Here is a 15261-nt window from a genome sequence, read left to right as displayed (position 1 = left end):
ATGACAAGTACTAGAAAAATTTCATATGTAGCAATTGTTGCCCTAGTTGCCATATTATACTTTGTAATATTTTTACTTAATGTAAATGGCGTTTTGGGAAATTATGAATTAGGTATAATGAATTTTATCTGTATAAATATAATACTGGCTGTAAGTTTAAATATTACCGTTGGCTGTTTAGGACAAATAACATTAGGTCATGCAGGCTTTATGTCTATTGGAGCTTATGCAGCATCCCTGTTTGTAAAATCAGGTGTATTAACAGGACTTCCAGGCTACCTAGTGTCCTTACTAGTAGGTGGAGTAATTGCCCTAGGAGTTGGAATAATAATAGGTATTCCTGGCCTAAGACTTAAAGGTGACTATTTAGCAATAATTACATTGGCTTTTGGAGAAATAATAAGAACATTAATAGAATATTTTGATTTTACAGGTGGAGCACAAGGCTTAACAGGAATTCCAAGATATAGGGATTTTACTACTATATTTGTAATAACAGTGCTTTCAGTAATGTTTATGTATTCGATTATGACATCCCGTCACGGTAGGGCTGTCCTTGCTATTAGAGAAGACGAAATAGCAAGTGATGCAGTAGGTGTTAATACTACCTACTATAAGGTATTTGCCTTTGCCTTATCTGCAATGTTTGCAGGAATAGCTGGTGGGATGTATGCTCAAAATATGGGAAATATTACTGCAAGATATTTTGACTACAATAACTCAATTAATATACTTGTTATGGTAGTACTTGGTGGAATGGGTTCATTTACTGGAGCTACAATATCTGCAATAGTGTTAACTATACTTCCGGAAATGTTAAGAACATTTGCAGACTATAGAATGATTATCTATGCTCTAGTATTAATTATAATGATGATATTCAGACCAACAGGCTTACTTGGAAGAAAAGAATTCCAAATAACAAAAATTATTGATTTTATAAAAATAAAAATAAAAGGTTCAGATAAAGCAGGAGGTCAGTTGAATGAGTAAATCCATATTAACAACAAAGGATATTTCAATAACCTTCGGTGGACTTAAGGCTGTAACAGATTTTAACCTAGATTTAAAATCCGATGAACTATTGGGTTTAATAGGCCCAAATGGTGCAGGTAAAACAACGGTATTTAATATACTAACAGGAGTTTACAAACCTACATCAGGTGAGTATATGTTCAATGGAAGAAAAATCAATGGGGAAAAGCCTCATAAATTAGTACAATATGGAATGGCTAGAACCTTCCAAAATATAAGGCTATTTTCTAATATGTCTGTATTGGACAATGTAATAGTAGCTAATAATTTCAATATGAAATATGGCTATTTAACAGGAGCCTTAAGATTACCACGATATTGGAAAGAAGAAAGAGAAGCAAAAAAAGAAGCTCTAGAATTACTTGAGATTTTTGATCTTGCTAAATATGCTAATTATACTGCTGGCAATATGCCTTATGGTAGACAAAGAAAACTTGAAATAGCCAGAGCCTTATCAACAGGGGCAAAAGTTCTCTTTTTAGATGAGCCGGCTGCCGGTATGAACCCGAAAGAAACAGAAGAATTAATGGATACAATAAAACTAATAAAAGAAAAGTTTAACATAGCAATAGTTTTAATAGAACATGATATGAAGCTGGTTTTAGGTATTTGTGAAAGATTAATAGTTTTAGACAGAGGTCATATAATAGCAGAAGGAGATCCTATAGAAGTAGTAAATCGTAAAGAAGTAATAACAGCTTATTTAGGCTCTGATGATGAAGAAAAGGAGGATGAATAATGGCTTTATTAGAAGTTTCAAACTTAAATGTTTATTATGGCAATATTCATGCTCTTAAAGGAATAGATTTAATAGTAAATGAAGGGGAAATAGTTTCACTAATTGGAGCAAATGGTGCTGGAAAAACCACAACGCTACAAACTATTTCCGGTTTACTTAGATCAAAAGCAGGCTCAATAACATTTAATGGAAAAGATATAACTAAGGAAAGAGCTCACAATATAGTTCGTTTAGGAATTGCACAGGTTCCTGAAGGTAGAAGGGTATTTGCTAATCTTACAGTTAGTGACAATGTAAGACTTGGTGCCTATACAATAAAGGATTCCCATGAGAATTTAAAAAGGGATAGAAAAAATTTTTATGATGTTTTTCCTAGAATGAGAGAGCGTAAAAAACAAATAGCTGGCACCTTATCTGGAGGAGAACAACAGATGCTAGCTATGGGAAGGGCTTTAATGTCAAGACCTAAACTCTTAATATTAGATGAGCCTTCAATGGGACTATCACCATTATTTGTAAAAGAGATTTTTAATACAATAAAAAAATTAAATGAGCAAGGAACTACAATTCTTTTAGTAGAACAAAATGCGAAAATGGCCTTGGCCATATCGGACAGAGCTTATGTACTAGAAACTGGAAGGATATCTTTAGGTGGAGATGCTAAAAAATTAGCTGAAAATCCTAGAGTAAAACAAGCTTATTTAGGAGCGTAAGAAGAAGGGAAATACCCTTCTTTTTTTATGTAGACCAATTGTTTAAAGACAAACTACATTTTAAAAGTTTAAAAAAATCATTAAAATGGTCGGTTAGTTAATAACTAAAGTATAAAATAAAGTTAAGAAAGACCATGATATAATTAAAATAGGAACTGTATATATTTAAAAAGGAGATTGTTATTTTATGAGAAAATTAGTAGCAGATATTCATATGCATACATTGGCCAGTGGTCACGCTTATGGAACAATAAGGGAAATGGCAGCTTCTGCAAAAGAAAAGGGGCTAGAGCTTATAGGAATTAGTGAACATGGACCGGGAATTCCAGGTACAGTTGACTCATTTTATTATTCAAATTTAGAAGTTATACCTAGAATTATTAATGGAGTAGAAGTAATTCATGGTTGTGAAATAAATGTTTTAAATAATGGGAATTTATCACTAGAGGAAGAGTATATAAATCTTTTAGACTATGCAATTGTAGGAATTCATAAATTATGTTATAGCAATGAAGGAAAGGAAAAAAATACAGATAATCTTATTAGCTGTATGAAAAATAATAAGGTTCAATTTGTTTCCCATCCAGATGACGATAGGACTCCTTTAAATTATGAAAGACTGGTTCAAGCAGCAAAGGAGTATAAAGTAGCCTTAGAAGTAAATAACAGTTCATTAATAAAGAAAGACCAAAGGTTAAATTGTTATGAAAACTATAAGACAATGATAAGGCTGTGTCACCAGTATAGAGTCCCAATAGTAGTTAGTTCCGACGCCCATGATCCAAGTTGGGTAGGTGAATTTGATTTAGCCTATGAATTATTGGGAAAATTGAAAGTAGATGATGATTTAATATTAAATAATGATATTGGAAAAATTAAAAGATTTATTGGATTAAATTAGAATTTTTAATATAGACAAGTAAAAATAAATTTAATCTATGTTGTAGATAATAAGTATGGAAATAGAAGAAGGGGGTTCCCTTCTTTTTTTATAAGATAAAATTAATGATAATGGGTATTAAATAATTACTATAAAAACAAAGGTGATAGACTTGAATATAAAAGAATATGAAGAAATATTAAGAAAAAATTATGATTATAACAAAGATTCGGAAACAATGTGGGACAATAGAGCAGAACAATATAATATATCCCAATTAAAAGATGATGATTCCATTACAGAACAGGTTTTAGCTTATTTAGAGAAAAAGAATATTTTAAAAAATGCAGATATTATAGATATTTGCGGTGGTAGTGGAAGGTATGCTATACCCTTAGCAAAACTAGCTAATACTGTTACATTAACGGATATTTCAAATAATATGCTAAAATTTGCAGAAGAAAATGCAAAAAGGGAAAATTTAACTAATCTTGAATTTGTAAAAACCAAATGGGATGAAGTTGATTTAGAAAAGATGACTTGGAATAAAAAGTTTGATTTAGCATATGCTTCAATGTGTCCTCCTGTAAGAACTCCTGAAGGTCTTAATAATCTAATAAAGGCTTCAAAAAAATACTGTGTAGTTAATCAATTTATAGAAAGTAAGGACAGTGTAGAAGAATATCTAAAAGCTAAAATACCAAAAGTAAATCGTTATGACCCTCACAATGACAGAGAATCGGTACAGGCAATTTTCAATATACTATGGTTAAAAGGATATAGTCCTGAAATTTCATATGTAGAAGAAGAAAGGGAAAAAAATATTACTAGGGAAAAAGCCTATGAAAGATATTCTAGAAAATATGAAAAATTATTTGAAGAAAATAAATTGGATTTAAGGAAAACATTAGGTGAACTATCGAAAGATAATCTAATAAGTATAAAAGCAAAAACTAAAATGGCAATTATATTTTGGGATATAAGAAAATAAACCTACTCTAAAAAAGAGTAGGTTTATTTTCTAGGGAATAAAACTTTCCCATCTATTTCCAATAACTTCTTTAGCATCAACAACTATACAAAAAGCATTAGGATCAACTTGAAATATTTTACTTTTAACCTCTACAATTTTCTTTTCTGGAAAGGTACATAAGAGTACATCCTTATCTTCCTTAGAATAAGCTCCCTGTCCCTTTAATAAAGTTACTCCTATTTGTAGATTTCTCATTAATTCAGAAGTAAGTTCTTCAGTTTTACTGGAAATAACTAAAGTTGTTTTGGCTGGAGTTCCTCCAGATTGTACAATGTCTACAGTTTTTCCTATTATAAAGAGAGATATAGTTGAATAGAGTCCAGTAGTTACATCAAAAAAGTAAAAAGCTCCAAGTAATATTAAACCATCTATTAAAATTATAGAAGTACCTAGGGGGATTTTAAACTTATCGTGAATAATTTGCTGTAAAATAGCAGTTCCACCACTTGAACTTCCAGCTTTAAATATTAAACCAGCACCAGTTCCTGTAAAAATACCTCCAAAAATAGTTGAAATAAATATATCACCTGTGTAATGGGGAATAAAATTAAAAATTCTAATAAAAACAGGAAGTAAAAAGGCACAAAATATAGTATTTAAGGTATATTTCTTTCCTAAAAAATATAGGCTTAAGACCAATAGCGGTATATTTGAAATAAGTATGGAAATATCCGGAGAAATTCCTATTGTATGATAGAGAATTACACTTATTCCACTAATACCACCGGCGACTATTTCACTAGGTACTAGAAATACATTTAGTCCAATAGTAATAAAGAATGTTCCTATTACCATGTAAAAATAATTTATAAAACTATTTTTATTTATAAATTTCATATCTTCACTTCCCAATAATAAATTTTACAAAGAAAATTATACCATAATTTATAAAAGTTTGTAATAGATTAGACAATTTAATTTACTAACACACCGAAAAGTGTATAAGTAAATTGACAATAATAGAAAAAAATAATTTAATTAAAAAAAGTTATCCAATAAATTAATGGGGGTATTTTAGGGTTATATATATTTAAAGGTAATAGTTTAAATAGTAAGTATTATTTTTAATAGCCTATACTATATTAAAGAAAAAAATTTTTTTAATTAATAGATTTTTTACAATAAAGAACTTATTTTTTTAAATAAAAAATAAAGTGTTTAAAACTACTAATTAGTGGTATATATAATTTGGAAAAATAAAAATGATTAAGTACAGTAATTTATAAAAATTCTTAGGAAAAATTAATGTTTAATATTACTAATTAGTGGTATATATAGTTTGGAATAAAGAATTAATATAAATTATTGAAAGTAAGATTAACTAGTAAAATTAAGATAAAAACAAAATAGGGAGGAATTAATATGTTAAAAAGAATAAACAACGAATATTTAGGACAAAGTGATTTAGGATGGTTAAGAAGTAGATTTCATTTTTCTTTTGCAGAATACTACAATCCAAATAATATAAATTTTGGAAGACTAAGAGTAATTAATGATGATTTAGTTAAAGCTGGTAAGGGATTTACAACACACCCTCATATGAATATGGAAATAGTATCCTATGTAGTTGATGGTAAATTAACTCATGCAGATAGTATGGGTAACGAGCACACCTTAACAAGAGGTCAAGTACAATATATGAGTGCTGGAACAGGCGTTTATCATAGTGAAATGAATTATGGCGATGAAACCTTAAGATTCCTACAAATTTGGGTTGTACCGGACAAAAATGGGTATACTCCTAATTACGGGGACTTTAGATATAATTGGGATGACAGAAAAAACAAATGGCTTCATATAGTTTCAAGCGTAGATGGAGATGCAAATGTTAAGCTACATCAAGATTTTAATATTTATGTTACTGAACTAGATGAAGGAAAAGAACTTGAATTTAAAGTAGAAGAAGGAAGACAAGCCTATATAGTTCAAATTGAAGGTAAAAGTAAAATAAATAATATTGAAATGTTTATGCGTGATGGAATGGAAGTAGTAGAAGAGGATTTAAAAATAGAAGCTGTAGAAAAGTCCCATATTATGATATTAGAAATGAATAAAGAACAGTAAAATAACAAGGGGGATATTATGGAAAAGAAGACAGAGGACGTATTATTAAATGAGGGCTACCGTAAATATAGTGGTAATAAAATAGACGTGTATTTTAATAAAGATATCTGTCAACATGCAGGTAAATGTGTAAAGGGAGATCCTGAAACATTTAACTTAGAAAGAAAGCCTTGGATACTTCCAAAAGACGAAAGAGTTGAAAAAATTAGGGAAGTAATTGATACTTGTCCATCAGGTGCATTAAAATATAAATTAAAAGAAGAAGAATTTGTAAGACCCTAGGAGAAAGAAATGATAGAATATAAAATTGAAGAAAAAAGATTTGCTGCTTATGATGGCAACAAGGAAGTTGGAGAATCAACTTATTCTAAATCCCTAAAGGATTTAATTATAATTGACCATACCTTTGTAGATGATAATTATAGAGGACAGGGTATAGCAGGAAAGTTAATAGAAACTGCAGTTAACTATGCAAGGGAAAATGGAATTAAAATTATTCCCTTATGTCCAACAGCAAGAATGATGTTTGACAGACATCCTGAATATAAAGAAGTAGAATACGGAAAATAATAAATCGGACCTAAAGAATAGTAAATGCTATTTCTTTAGGTTTTTTTATTTAAGAAAAACATAAAGAAAAGAATAATTAAATAAAATAACAAAGTTTATTTAAAGGAGAAATAAAATAAGCTATAATATAAAAAGAGAGGAGATAGTAATGAAAAAGTTTTTAGTAAAGAAAAATATTTTTCTTAGTCCAAGAGTCTATTTAATAGAAGCAATGGGAGCTATGGCCTACGGACTATTTGCTTCCCTGTTAGTAGGAACAATATTAAATACTATAGGACAGGAATTACATATAAAATTTTTAACAGATGTTTTATGGCCAGTTGCACATAGTGCTACAGGACCTGCAATAGCAGTAGCAATTGCCTATGCTTTAAAAGCACCGGATTTGGTCTTGTTTTCATCGGCAGTAGTGGGGGTAGCAGGCTATGAACTTGGAGGACCGGTAGGTGTTTATATTGCAACAATAATTGCAGTAGAATTTGGAAAGGCAATTTCCAAGGAAACAAAATTAGATATAATTTTAACTCCTGTAGTAACAGTTCTAATAGGAATAATAATTGCTAACTTTATTGGACCGAAAATTAATTACATAATGAAATTAATAGGAAACTTCATTATGTTTGCAACAACAACCCAACCGTTCTTAATGGGGATTTTAGTGTCTGTTGTTGTAGGAATAGTTTTAACCCTACCTATTTCCTCAGCTGCCCTTTGTATGATGTTGTCATTATCCGGTTTAGCAGGAGGAGCGGCAACAATTGGTTGTTGTTGTCATATGGTAGGCTTTGCAGTAATATCCTACAAGGAAAATGGATTACAGGGATTAGTTGCCCAAGGAATTGGTACATCTATGTTACAAATGCCAAATATAATAAGAAATTGGAAAATAATGATTCCTTCAATAGTATCATCAGCAATAATTGGGCCAATAGCAACCTTGGTATTTAAAATGGAAAATACTCCACTAGGTTCAGGAATGGGGACAAGTGGCTTAGTAGGACAAATTGGAACCTTTAATGCAATGAGTGGAAATTATTCCAATACCTATATTTTTGGAGCTATACTTTTGTTACATATAGTATTACCTGCACTAATTTCCTACATAATCTATAAAAAACTATATAGTATAAACTGGATTAAAGATGGAGATTTAAAATTACCAAACTAGTATTATGGTAAATTATTAATAAAAAATTAAGAGAAAATATACTTTTCGCCTTTTTTTATATATAATTGATTAGGTAATATTTTAATTAGACTAAATGGAAGGAGGTATTGATTTTGAATATATGGGAGATTTTGGAAATAGAGCCAACAGGTAGTAGGAAAGAAGTAGAAGAAGCCTTTTATAAAAAGTTAAATAAAATTACAGATAAAGATTCAGAAGAGTTTAAAGACCTAGTAAAAATTTATAGTTTACTTTTAAAGAAAACCAATAAAACTAAAGAAGAAAAGAAAGAAAAGAAAATACAAGTAGAAAATAATAAGAGTAAACTAAAAATAAAAGAACTTGAAATATCTAAAAATTTTGAAGATATTATTTCAATAGAATACTGGAATAATTATTATGAAAAATTAGAACAGTCTGTTGGTATAGTACATGATAATCTAATAAAGAGTTTAGAAAAATTCGTATATTTCAACTATCAAATAATACCTAAAAAAACCTTAGAATATATAATATATAAGTTTAATTTGTTTAAAGAAGAGCAAGGGAAAATAGAAGAAATCTTTAATGTACCAGATTTTAAAATATATAAGATTAATGATTTTGATTTTAAAGAAAATCTTAAATTCTATAACTTAAGGTTTGAAATATTTTTTCAAATTAATAATGGATATGAAAATATTGAGAAACTTGAAATACTCTTTAATAAAGCAGAAGAACTTAATAGTAAGGACGAGGATTTAAAATTACTAAAAGTTACTCTAGGACTATTAAAAGATATTGAAAAAAGTAAAGCCAATCCATTATGTTTTAAAAATACCCTGGAAAACTTTGAACAAGTAGAAAAAACTGAAGATGATATTTATGCTTTTTATGAAAAATTACTAGAAGGAAACTCCTTAGAGGATTTTTCTAAAATAGAGGAAAGTATTTTTAAATTAAACACTAAGGACTATGTACCAGAATATTTAAATGTATTTTTAAAAGGATTTATAGAATATTCAAAAAGTGAATATGACCTAGCATATTCTACTTGGTTTGAAAATAAATTGAAATTTGTTCCAAAAAATATAACAGATATAGAAAAAAATCTAGTTATAGATAAATATGAATATCTTCCTAAAGATATAAAGAAAATATTAGTTAAAAAAGACTATATAAAAGCTAACTTTACAATAGAGGAAATAGTTTCAGACCAGGAATTATATTCAAATATAGAAAATTGGAAAAACTCCTTTAAATATTTTAATAATACAAATATTGAAGATGAAAAAAATATAATTTTAAAATTTTTAAAAGAGAAATATATGGTAATACCAAAAGGAGTAATAGATTATTTATATAGAAAAATAGAAATAGATAGTTTAGATGAAAATTTAATATCAAAAGAATTAAAAGATGAAATGAAAAATATTCCTAACTTTAATTTCAATAATAATATTGCAGAAAATAAGAAGGAGGATTTTTTTAGAAAAAGATATGAGTATTTTATTTTAAGTACAGATGAAAATAACCAAGACTTAGCCAATATTATATATAAGAAATTAAAAGAGTATGGATTTGATTACTCCGTTGAAACAATAAGAGTCCAGCAACTTTTTTGTGGTGAGTTTAAAAGTGGTTTTCTTGATAAAAATGGATTTGTAGAAACAGAAAAGAAAATAGAAGAATTAGCCTATTTAATTCCAACAAAAACCATAGAACTGTATGAAATATTCTTACAAGCTTATAAAAATGAAAGTATTACAGAAGAAGAACTTAATAAGCTAAAAAATATAAATAAAGATTCCTTAATAATTAGTTCAGATATTTATAACTTTATAATTTATTTTATCTATAAAATTGCCAATAAAAAAGAAGAGGCCTTGTATATAAGAGAATTAGAGACTAATATTTTTATAGAGGACTTGGAAAAAACATCACTAAAAATAGAAGGAGAAAAAGAAAGTAGTACAATATTAGGTAAAATAAAAAATATTTTTAATAAAAATTAGAGCTAAAGCTCTTTTTTTATTGAAAAGAAAAACCTATAATCAAATAAATAATATTCTTATGTAATAAAAATCTGTCATAAAGAATGGTATAATAAACATAGTTCAATATTATAATAAAAAAATATAAAAAGGTGACTTATGAAAAATAAAAAGAATAAAAGAATGCAAGTAGCTAGAATAATGAAAGATTATTCCCAAGAGGATTTAGCTAACATTGTTGGGGTCGCAAGACAGACTATAGGACTTATAGAAAACGGAAAATATAATCCATCTTTAAAATTATGCATAGATATTTGTAAAGCACTAGACAAAACATTAAATGACTTGTTTTGGGATGAAGAGGATATATAGTTAGGAGGAAAAATGACATTACTTAGGGCGATATTAAATAGCAAAAAAATCAAATTAGATGAAAGAGAATTACTGGAATTTAATAAAATCTATAGATTATCATATTTATTGTTGTTAATATGTTCCTTTATAGACTTTGAATTTTTTGAGGGACTTGATAGTAGAAGTGCTATATTTGCAGGTTACATAGGTGTTATAACTCTAATAGGCTCTATTAGAATTATGCTGAAAGGATTGAGAATTTCTTTTAGAAACTTAGATTTATTATTACCATCAGTGGTATTTATGAGCATTAATTGTATAACCTTGCTTTTATTATTAACACCTTTAACCATTAGTATTAGTAGTTTTCTAATTCTATTATTTGTTTTTATTGTAATAATTTTTATAATTTTAAATGTATTATATAAATATGGGAAACAAAAACTAGAAAAAGAACTGGCAGATTAACTATAACTTTATTAATCTCCTACAATAGAAAAATAATGCTTTAGAGTCTTAAATAAGGCTCTTTTTATTTTGCTTAATTTAGATAAAACATTTGACAATACAACTCTAAGGAGTATAATAATAGCTATAAGGAATATAAATATTACATAAAGTAATAAAAAAGGTGGTTATTATGAAAAGTAAATATATTATTGATTATACGGACAAAAAACCCTTGTTCATACCTATTATTGGAGAAATATACTTAATTGAAAAAATAATAGATAATCTTAGTAGAAAATCTTCAAATAATATTATACTTACTATTTACATTGTATTTTTAATTGTGGCAGTAATACTTCATTTAAGATATATCGTCAAGTATTTTGCCAATAGAAGTAATAAATAAAGGAGCCTAGTAGCGTGAATGAATTTATTGAAAAAATTATTAAAGAAATATTTAAGTATAAGAACATATATATTTTTTTGATTTTTATTTTTATCAGTTACTTTCTAGGAGAAATCCTAGGTAAGCTCCTATATTATCTATTTCACTAAATAATATAGGGGTTTAATATGAAAAATTTAGACATTAAATAAATAGTTATTAAATGCCTTAAATATTGTTGTCAAAACCAACTATATTTCAAAGGGGTTACAAATATAAAATGAAAAAGAATTTAAATAAAGTAGATGTAAAGAAAATTAGGCGATTAATAATAACCATAGTGGCAGTAGTGTTTTTTATATATTACGGTGAAAGTATTTTAACAACTTTCTTTGAAATGGGACAGGAAACAGGAGCAGCCCTTGTTAAGTTTATTCAATGGATATTATAGAATAATTTGAAAGATTATGTAAAAATAAAGAGGGAATATATGTTTAATAATGGATTATTATTTGATTTTACAAGCTTAAGTTTACTTGCAATACTTTTAAACTTTACAAAAAGCATTAACCCTGTTAATATTAAAAAAATTTCAAAAAAAGGAAAATTATTAATATTGGTAGGACTAGTTACGACTATAGTATCTATTTTTGTAAATTCAAAGTCTTTATTAGTATTATCTGAATTAATGTAACTAGTAGGGTTAGCTATACTGTTTCCAAATTTGAAATTTTCTCAACTTAGTAAAAAACAAAAAATCTTATATTCAATTTTCATAATAATATATATTTTTAGAATAATCTTAAGAATATATATTATTAATAAATAAGGGGAGAGTAGTATAATGTCAAAGGTTAAAAATAAAAGAAAAAGAACTTCCAGCTTAGTGCTCCTATGTTTAATTATAACAATAATGTTTTCTACCAGCAGTTTATATCAGGGAGAAAATATTTATGGGAAATATGGAGAAAAGGTAGGAAAGGCTATATATTGGTTTGGAAAAGGACTTGGCAAAATGGGGGAAGATTTGGGAAACGGATATTACCCTGGTATAACCACAAATCATTAAAGTACAATTTTTTTCTATTTACTACAGTTTCAGATAGTATAATTACCAGTCTATTAATATCATTAATAATAGTGTTGCTCTTATTTTTTATGATTAGAAAATTATAGGATAAACTGATAAATAAGGGATATCAAGCACTAGAAGGTAGTTATATGATAAGGAACATTTTCAATTATTTTTATAAAAACTAGAAAAGATTATAGAATCCTTTATAAAATTTTATTTATTATGATAGGTTCTATTTTAGCTCAAATAATTTTAAATAGTCTTTCAGAAGGAGAATTTGTGTTCAATACTCTGGACATAATTGGGGAACAGTTAAAGATACTGATTATTGTAACTGTTGCAGTAATCCCATTTAGAAAATTTAAAACATCTAATAAAAAATAATAGTGTCTAGCAAAAAAATAAAATGAAAAAAGGAAAACTTATATAAAAAAATAACAAATTTTTAATACATTAACTAGTGTTATAAGGATATAATATATCGTTGGTAGATTTGGTGGATAGAAAAAAAAACCTTTGATTGGTGTAAAATTAATCAAGGGCTTTTTTATTCTAATAAATTCTTTATTAATCTAGTGGAACAAATTGTTTCTTCACCATTTTTCATTGTAATTGTTCTGGTTTTTCTGTTAATTTCTGAAATATTATATTTATTTACTACTATGGATTCATGACATTTAATTAGTCCCAGTTCTTCATTTGCAATTTCTTTAATCTTTCCATAAAATTCAATTATTCCATTATCCAGATGGATTTTAATTTTATGGGGAGTAGTTGAGGTTTCAAAGAACATTATGTCCTTATAGTTTATAAATCTGATTATGTCCCCGTCTTTAAATTTAAAGACATTTCTACTAATATTTGGATTTTCAACAGCTCTTTCTACTATTGTATTCAAACATTCACTTATGCGTTTTTTCATATTTACCGGGTTTGATTTTAATATATAGTCCATGGCTTCAACCTTATATTTAAAAGTTAAGTTGGAAAATTCTTCGTAGCCTGTTACAATAATAATTTTTGAAGCTTCGTCAATTTGTTTTATTTTATTTCCCAAACTAAATCCGGTTAATTGATGGTGTAGGTTAATGTCTAAAAAATAAATACCGCCAAGTACTTTGTTTTTGTTAATATGTTCTATCAGTTCATCTGGGTTAGTAGTAGCTAGGTCTACAGCCATGTCATAACCTTGTAGCAAGGTGAAATTTGTAATATATTCTTTTAATTCTTGAAGTTGAGTAATGTCATCTTCACAAATATAAATCTTTTGCATTTTCTAATCCTTTATTTCTAATTTGTGTAAAAACTTATTGTTTTCTATTTGTATTTCATGGGTGACGTTTTTATATTTTGAAAGTATTTCATCTAAAATAGAAAGACCTAAACCACGGTTGTTACCTTTTGTGGAAAAACCTTCCTTTTTTAATTCAAATAATTTCTGTATATTTTTTCTACTGTTATTCTCTACAATAATAATCTTGGAGGTTTTTGTTGTAAGAAAAACGACACTAACTTTTCCTTGTCCAAGGTTTTCCACTTCTTCAATAGCGTTGTCCAGTATTATTCCTAATATTCGAATTAAATCGATGTTTTTTATATTAATAATATCAATATAGTCAGATATATCTAAAAAAACATCAACATTTTTTTCTTCCGCTTCCCTTATTTTATTAAAGAGAAAGCCCTTTAAATATTTAATATGAATATTGGAAAGTCTGTCTAAATTAAAGGATTTATTAAATATTATTTCTTTGTCCTCGTCGGTAATACTATAATAAAAATCTTTAATTCCATCTAGGTCATTTTGTTTGATTAGTCCATTTAAGGTTATTAGTATATTTTTATAATCATGTCTAAATTTTCTAACTTCATTATAGTTTTTTTCCAGACTATTGTAATAGGAGTCAAGGAATTTTTCTTTTTCCAATTTTACTATTAGATGAAGGTATATTCCTATAAAGGTAAACATGGAAATTACTAATAATATTTTCTTTAAGCTATCTTTAATTAAGGACATTTTATATGAATGCTCAAAAGCTTCTTGGTTAAAATACTCTTGAGGGAAATAGGATTTTATATTTTCAATATCACTTTCACTAAGGTTTAATTTGTCAAAATCATAGTAATCTAAAATTACAGGTGATTCAGTAAAACCTGAGACAATTATAACTCTATATACCAGCTGATAATAAACAACAGTAGCTATTATTAAAAATATTGCTAAAAATTTATTATTATAGGGGATCTCTATTTTATTAATAAGAAGTAATATTAAGCTTCCTCCTATTAAAAACACAAGTACATTTAATAAATTATACAGTGTTGGTGGATAGTTTAAAATTGTTAAAACTATATCCAATAAATTTTCCAGTATTACCATAACAAGTATTAAAATACCGGTTAAATTAAGGGACTTAACTAGCTTGTTTTTTATAAATATAAGGGAAAAAATAAGGGTTAAAAGAGCTATTGTAGGTATTATTAATTCATAAAGTCTATGTCTTATTAAAACAATTAGAAACATAGAAATAAATACATAAATATAGGATTTAATCTTCAAGTTTTTAAATTTAAATCCCGATAAAATCAATATTCCTAAAAAACAAAACAAGATTTCTGGAATTGTTTGTAGGTCTAAGTTGTTAATCCATTTTAAAATTTCAATTAATTTCATTTTTATTCCTTGCCTTCTATTTATTACAACTATTATAGCAAAGAAGTTCCTTGTTTTAATTTTTAAGCAGCTATTATTTAATTTTAGGCAGTTATGACTTAAATAATAATATTTTATTTTATTACAGTAAGATTGTAGTTACAGATTT

Annotated in this window: 20 protein-coding genes; 17 read left to right on the top strand and 3 right to left on the bottom strand. The window is 27.1% G+C overall.

Features of this window, described 5'->3' with window-relative positions:
* The 5 genes from WAO56_RS08890 (at window position 1) to WAO56_RS08870 (ending at window position 4358) form a co-directional block, all read left to right on the top strand.
* Window positions 1-993 carry a branched-chain amino acid ABC transporter permease gene (locus WAO56_RS08890; protein ID WP_422143880.1) on the top strand — a complete coding sequence of 331 codons (993 nt, stop codon included), beginning with the start codon at window positions 1-3 and terminating at the stop codon, window positions 991-993.
* Entirely contained in the window at window positions 986-1774 is a 789-nt protein-coding gene (locus WAO56_RS08885; protein ID WP_422143881.1) for an ABC transporter ATP-binding protein, read from the top strand. Before WAO56_RS08890 ends, WAO56_RS08885 begins: the two co-directional genes overlap by 8 nt.
* Window positions 1774-2487 carry an ABC transporter ATP-binding protein gene (locus tag WAO56_RS08880; RefSeq protein WP_422143882.1) on the top strand — a complete coding sequence of 238 codons (714 nt, stop codon included), beginning with the start codon at window positions 1774-1776 and terminating at the stop codon, window positions 2485-2487. Before WAO56_RS08885 ends, WAO56_RS08880 begins: the two co-directional genes overlap by 1 nt.
* Window positions 2488-2674: 187 nt before the next feature.
* A complete protein-coding gene (locus tag WAO56_RS08875) occupies window positions 2675-3388 on the top strand; it encodes a phosphatase (protein ID WP_422143883.1) in 714 nt (237 codons plus the stop codon).
* A 151-nt stretch (window positions 3389-3539) separates the two neighbouring features.
* On the top strand, window positions 3540-4358 hold the full coding sequence (locus WAO56_RS08870) for a class I SAM-dependent methyltransferase (RefSeq protein ID WP_422143884.1): 819 nt from the start codon (window positions 3540-3542) through the stop codon (window positions 4356-4358).
* A gap of 30 nt (window positions 4359-4388) precedes the next feature.
* Here WAO56_RS08870 and WAO56_RS08865 read toward each other — a convergent pair whose 3' ends face one another.
* Window positions 4389-5237: a YitT family protein gene (locus WAO56_RS08865; RefSeq protein ID WP_422143885.1), complete on the bottom strand. Its 849-nt coding sequence runs from the start codon at window positions 5235-5237 to the stop codon at window positions 4389-4391.
* 525 nt (window positions 5238-5762) lie between these two features.
* On the opposite strand from WAO56_RS08865, the gene WAO56_RS08860 reads away from it, so the two are divergent.
* From WAO56_RS08860 to WAO56_RS08805, 12 genes are all read left to right on the top strand, one after another.
* A complete protein-coding gene (locus WAO56_RS08860) occupies window positions 5763-6464 on the top strand; it encodes a pirin family protein (RefSeq protein ID WP_422143886.1) in 702 nt (233 codons plus the stop codon).
* A gap of 18 nt (window positions 6465-6482) precedes the next feature.
* Window positions 6483-6746 (top strand): (4Fe-4S)-binding protein, encoded by a 264-nt coding sequence (locus WAO56_RS08855; protein ID WP_422143887.1) that lies wholly within the window; start codon window positions 6483-6485, stop codon window positions 6744-6746.
* Between the two features lie 9 nt (window positions 6747-6755).
* Window positions 6756-7034 carry a GNAT family N-acetyltransferase gene (locus tag WAO56_RS08850; protein WP_422143888.1) on the top strand — a complete coding sequence of 93 codons (279 nt, stop codon included), beginning with the start codon at window positions 6756-6758 and terminating at the stop codon, window positions 7032-7034.
* Between the two features lie 148 nt (window positions 7035-7182).
* Window positions 7183-8202, top strand: a complete 1020-nt coding sequence (locus WAO56_RS08845) for a PTS transporter subunit IIC (protein WP_422143889.1) — start codon at window positions 7183-7185, stop codon at window positions 8200-8202.
* Window positions 8203-8315: 113 nt separating this feature from the next.
* Window positions 8316-10196 (top strand): hypothetical protein, encoded by a 1881-nt coding sequence (locus tag WAO56_RS08840; protein WP_422143890.1) that lies wholly within the window; start codon window positions 8316-8318, stop codon window positions 10194-10196.
* Window positions 10197-10334: 138 nt separating this feature from the next.
* Entirely contained in the window at window positions 10335-10547 is a 213-nt protein-coding gene (locus WAO56_RS08835) for a helix-turn-helix transcriptional regulator (RefSeq protein ID WP_422143891.1), read from the top strand.
* A 12-nt stretch (window positions 10548-10559) separates the two neighbouring features.
* Window positions 10560-10997, top strand: a complete 438-nt coding sequence (locus tag WAO56_RS08830) for a hypothetical protein (RefSeq protein ID WP_422143892.1) — start codon at window positions 10560-10562, stop codon at window positions 10995-10997.
* 172 nt (window positions 10998-11169) lie between these two features.
* On the top strand, window positions 11170-11385 hold the full coding sequence (locus WAO56_RS08825; RefSeq protein WP_422143893.1) for a hypothetical protein: 216 nt from the start codon (window positions 11170-11172) through the stop codon (window positions 11383-11385).
* Between the two features lie 259 nt (window positions 11386-11644).
* Window positions 11645-11815, top strand: a complete 171-nt coding sequence (locus tag WAO56_RS08820) for a hypothetical protein (RefSeq protein ID WP_422143894.1) — start codon at window positions 11645-11647, stop codon at window positions 11813-11815.
* Between the two features lie 39 nt (window positions 11816-11854).
* The gene (locus WAO56_RS08815) at window positions 11855-12058 is read left to right on the top strand and encodes a hypothetical protein (protein WP_422143895.1); all 204 of its coding nucleotides are present in this window, start codon (window positions 11855-11857) and stop codon (window positions 12056-12058) included.
* Between the two features lie 150 nt (window positions 12059-12208).
* Window positions 12209-12433, top strand: coding sequence for an enterocin 1071A family bacteriocin (locus tag WAO56_RS08810; RefSeq protein WP_422143896.1), 225 nt, complete (start codon window positions 12209-12211; stop codon window positions 12431-12433).
* Between the two features lie 228 nt (window positions 12434-12661).
* Window positions 12662-12823, top strand: a complete 162-nt coding sequence (locus WAO56_RS08805; protein WP_422146328.1) for a hypothetical protein — start codon at window positions 12662-12664, stop codon at window positions 12821-12823.
* 163 nt (window positions 12824-12986) lie between these two features.
* On the opposite strand, the gene WAO56_RS08800 is transcribed toward WAO56_RS08805, so the two are convergent.
* Both WAO56_RS08800 and WAO56_RS08795 read right to left on the bottom strand, forming a co-directional pair.
* The gene (locus tag WAO56_RS08800; protein ID WP_422143897.1) at window positions 12987-13712 is read right to left on the bottom strand and encodes a LytR/AlgR family response regulator transcription factor; all 726 of its coding nucleotides are present in this window, start codon (window positions 13710-13712) and stop codon (window positions 12987-12989) included.
* 3 nt (window positions 13713-13715) lie between these two features.
* Window positions 13716-15113 (bottom strand): sensor histidine kinase, encoded by a 1398-nt coding sequence (locus WAO56_RS08795; protein ID WP_422143898.1) that lies wholly within the window; start codon window positions 15111-15113, stop codon window positions 13716-13718.
* Window positions 15114-15261 lie beyond the last annotated feature (148 nt).

Origin of the sequence: Miniphocaeibacter sp., assembly GCF_049276255.1 — a bacterium.
Lineage (GTDB): Bacteria > Bacillota > Clostridia > Tissierellales > Peptoniphilaceae > Miniphocaeibacter.
The sequence above is the reverse complement of the archived record's forward strand: the minus strand, read 5'-3'. Positions and strand labels throughout refer to the sequence as shown.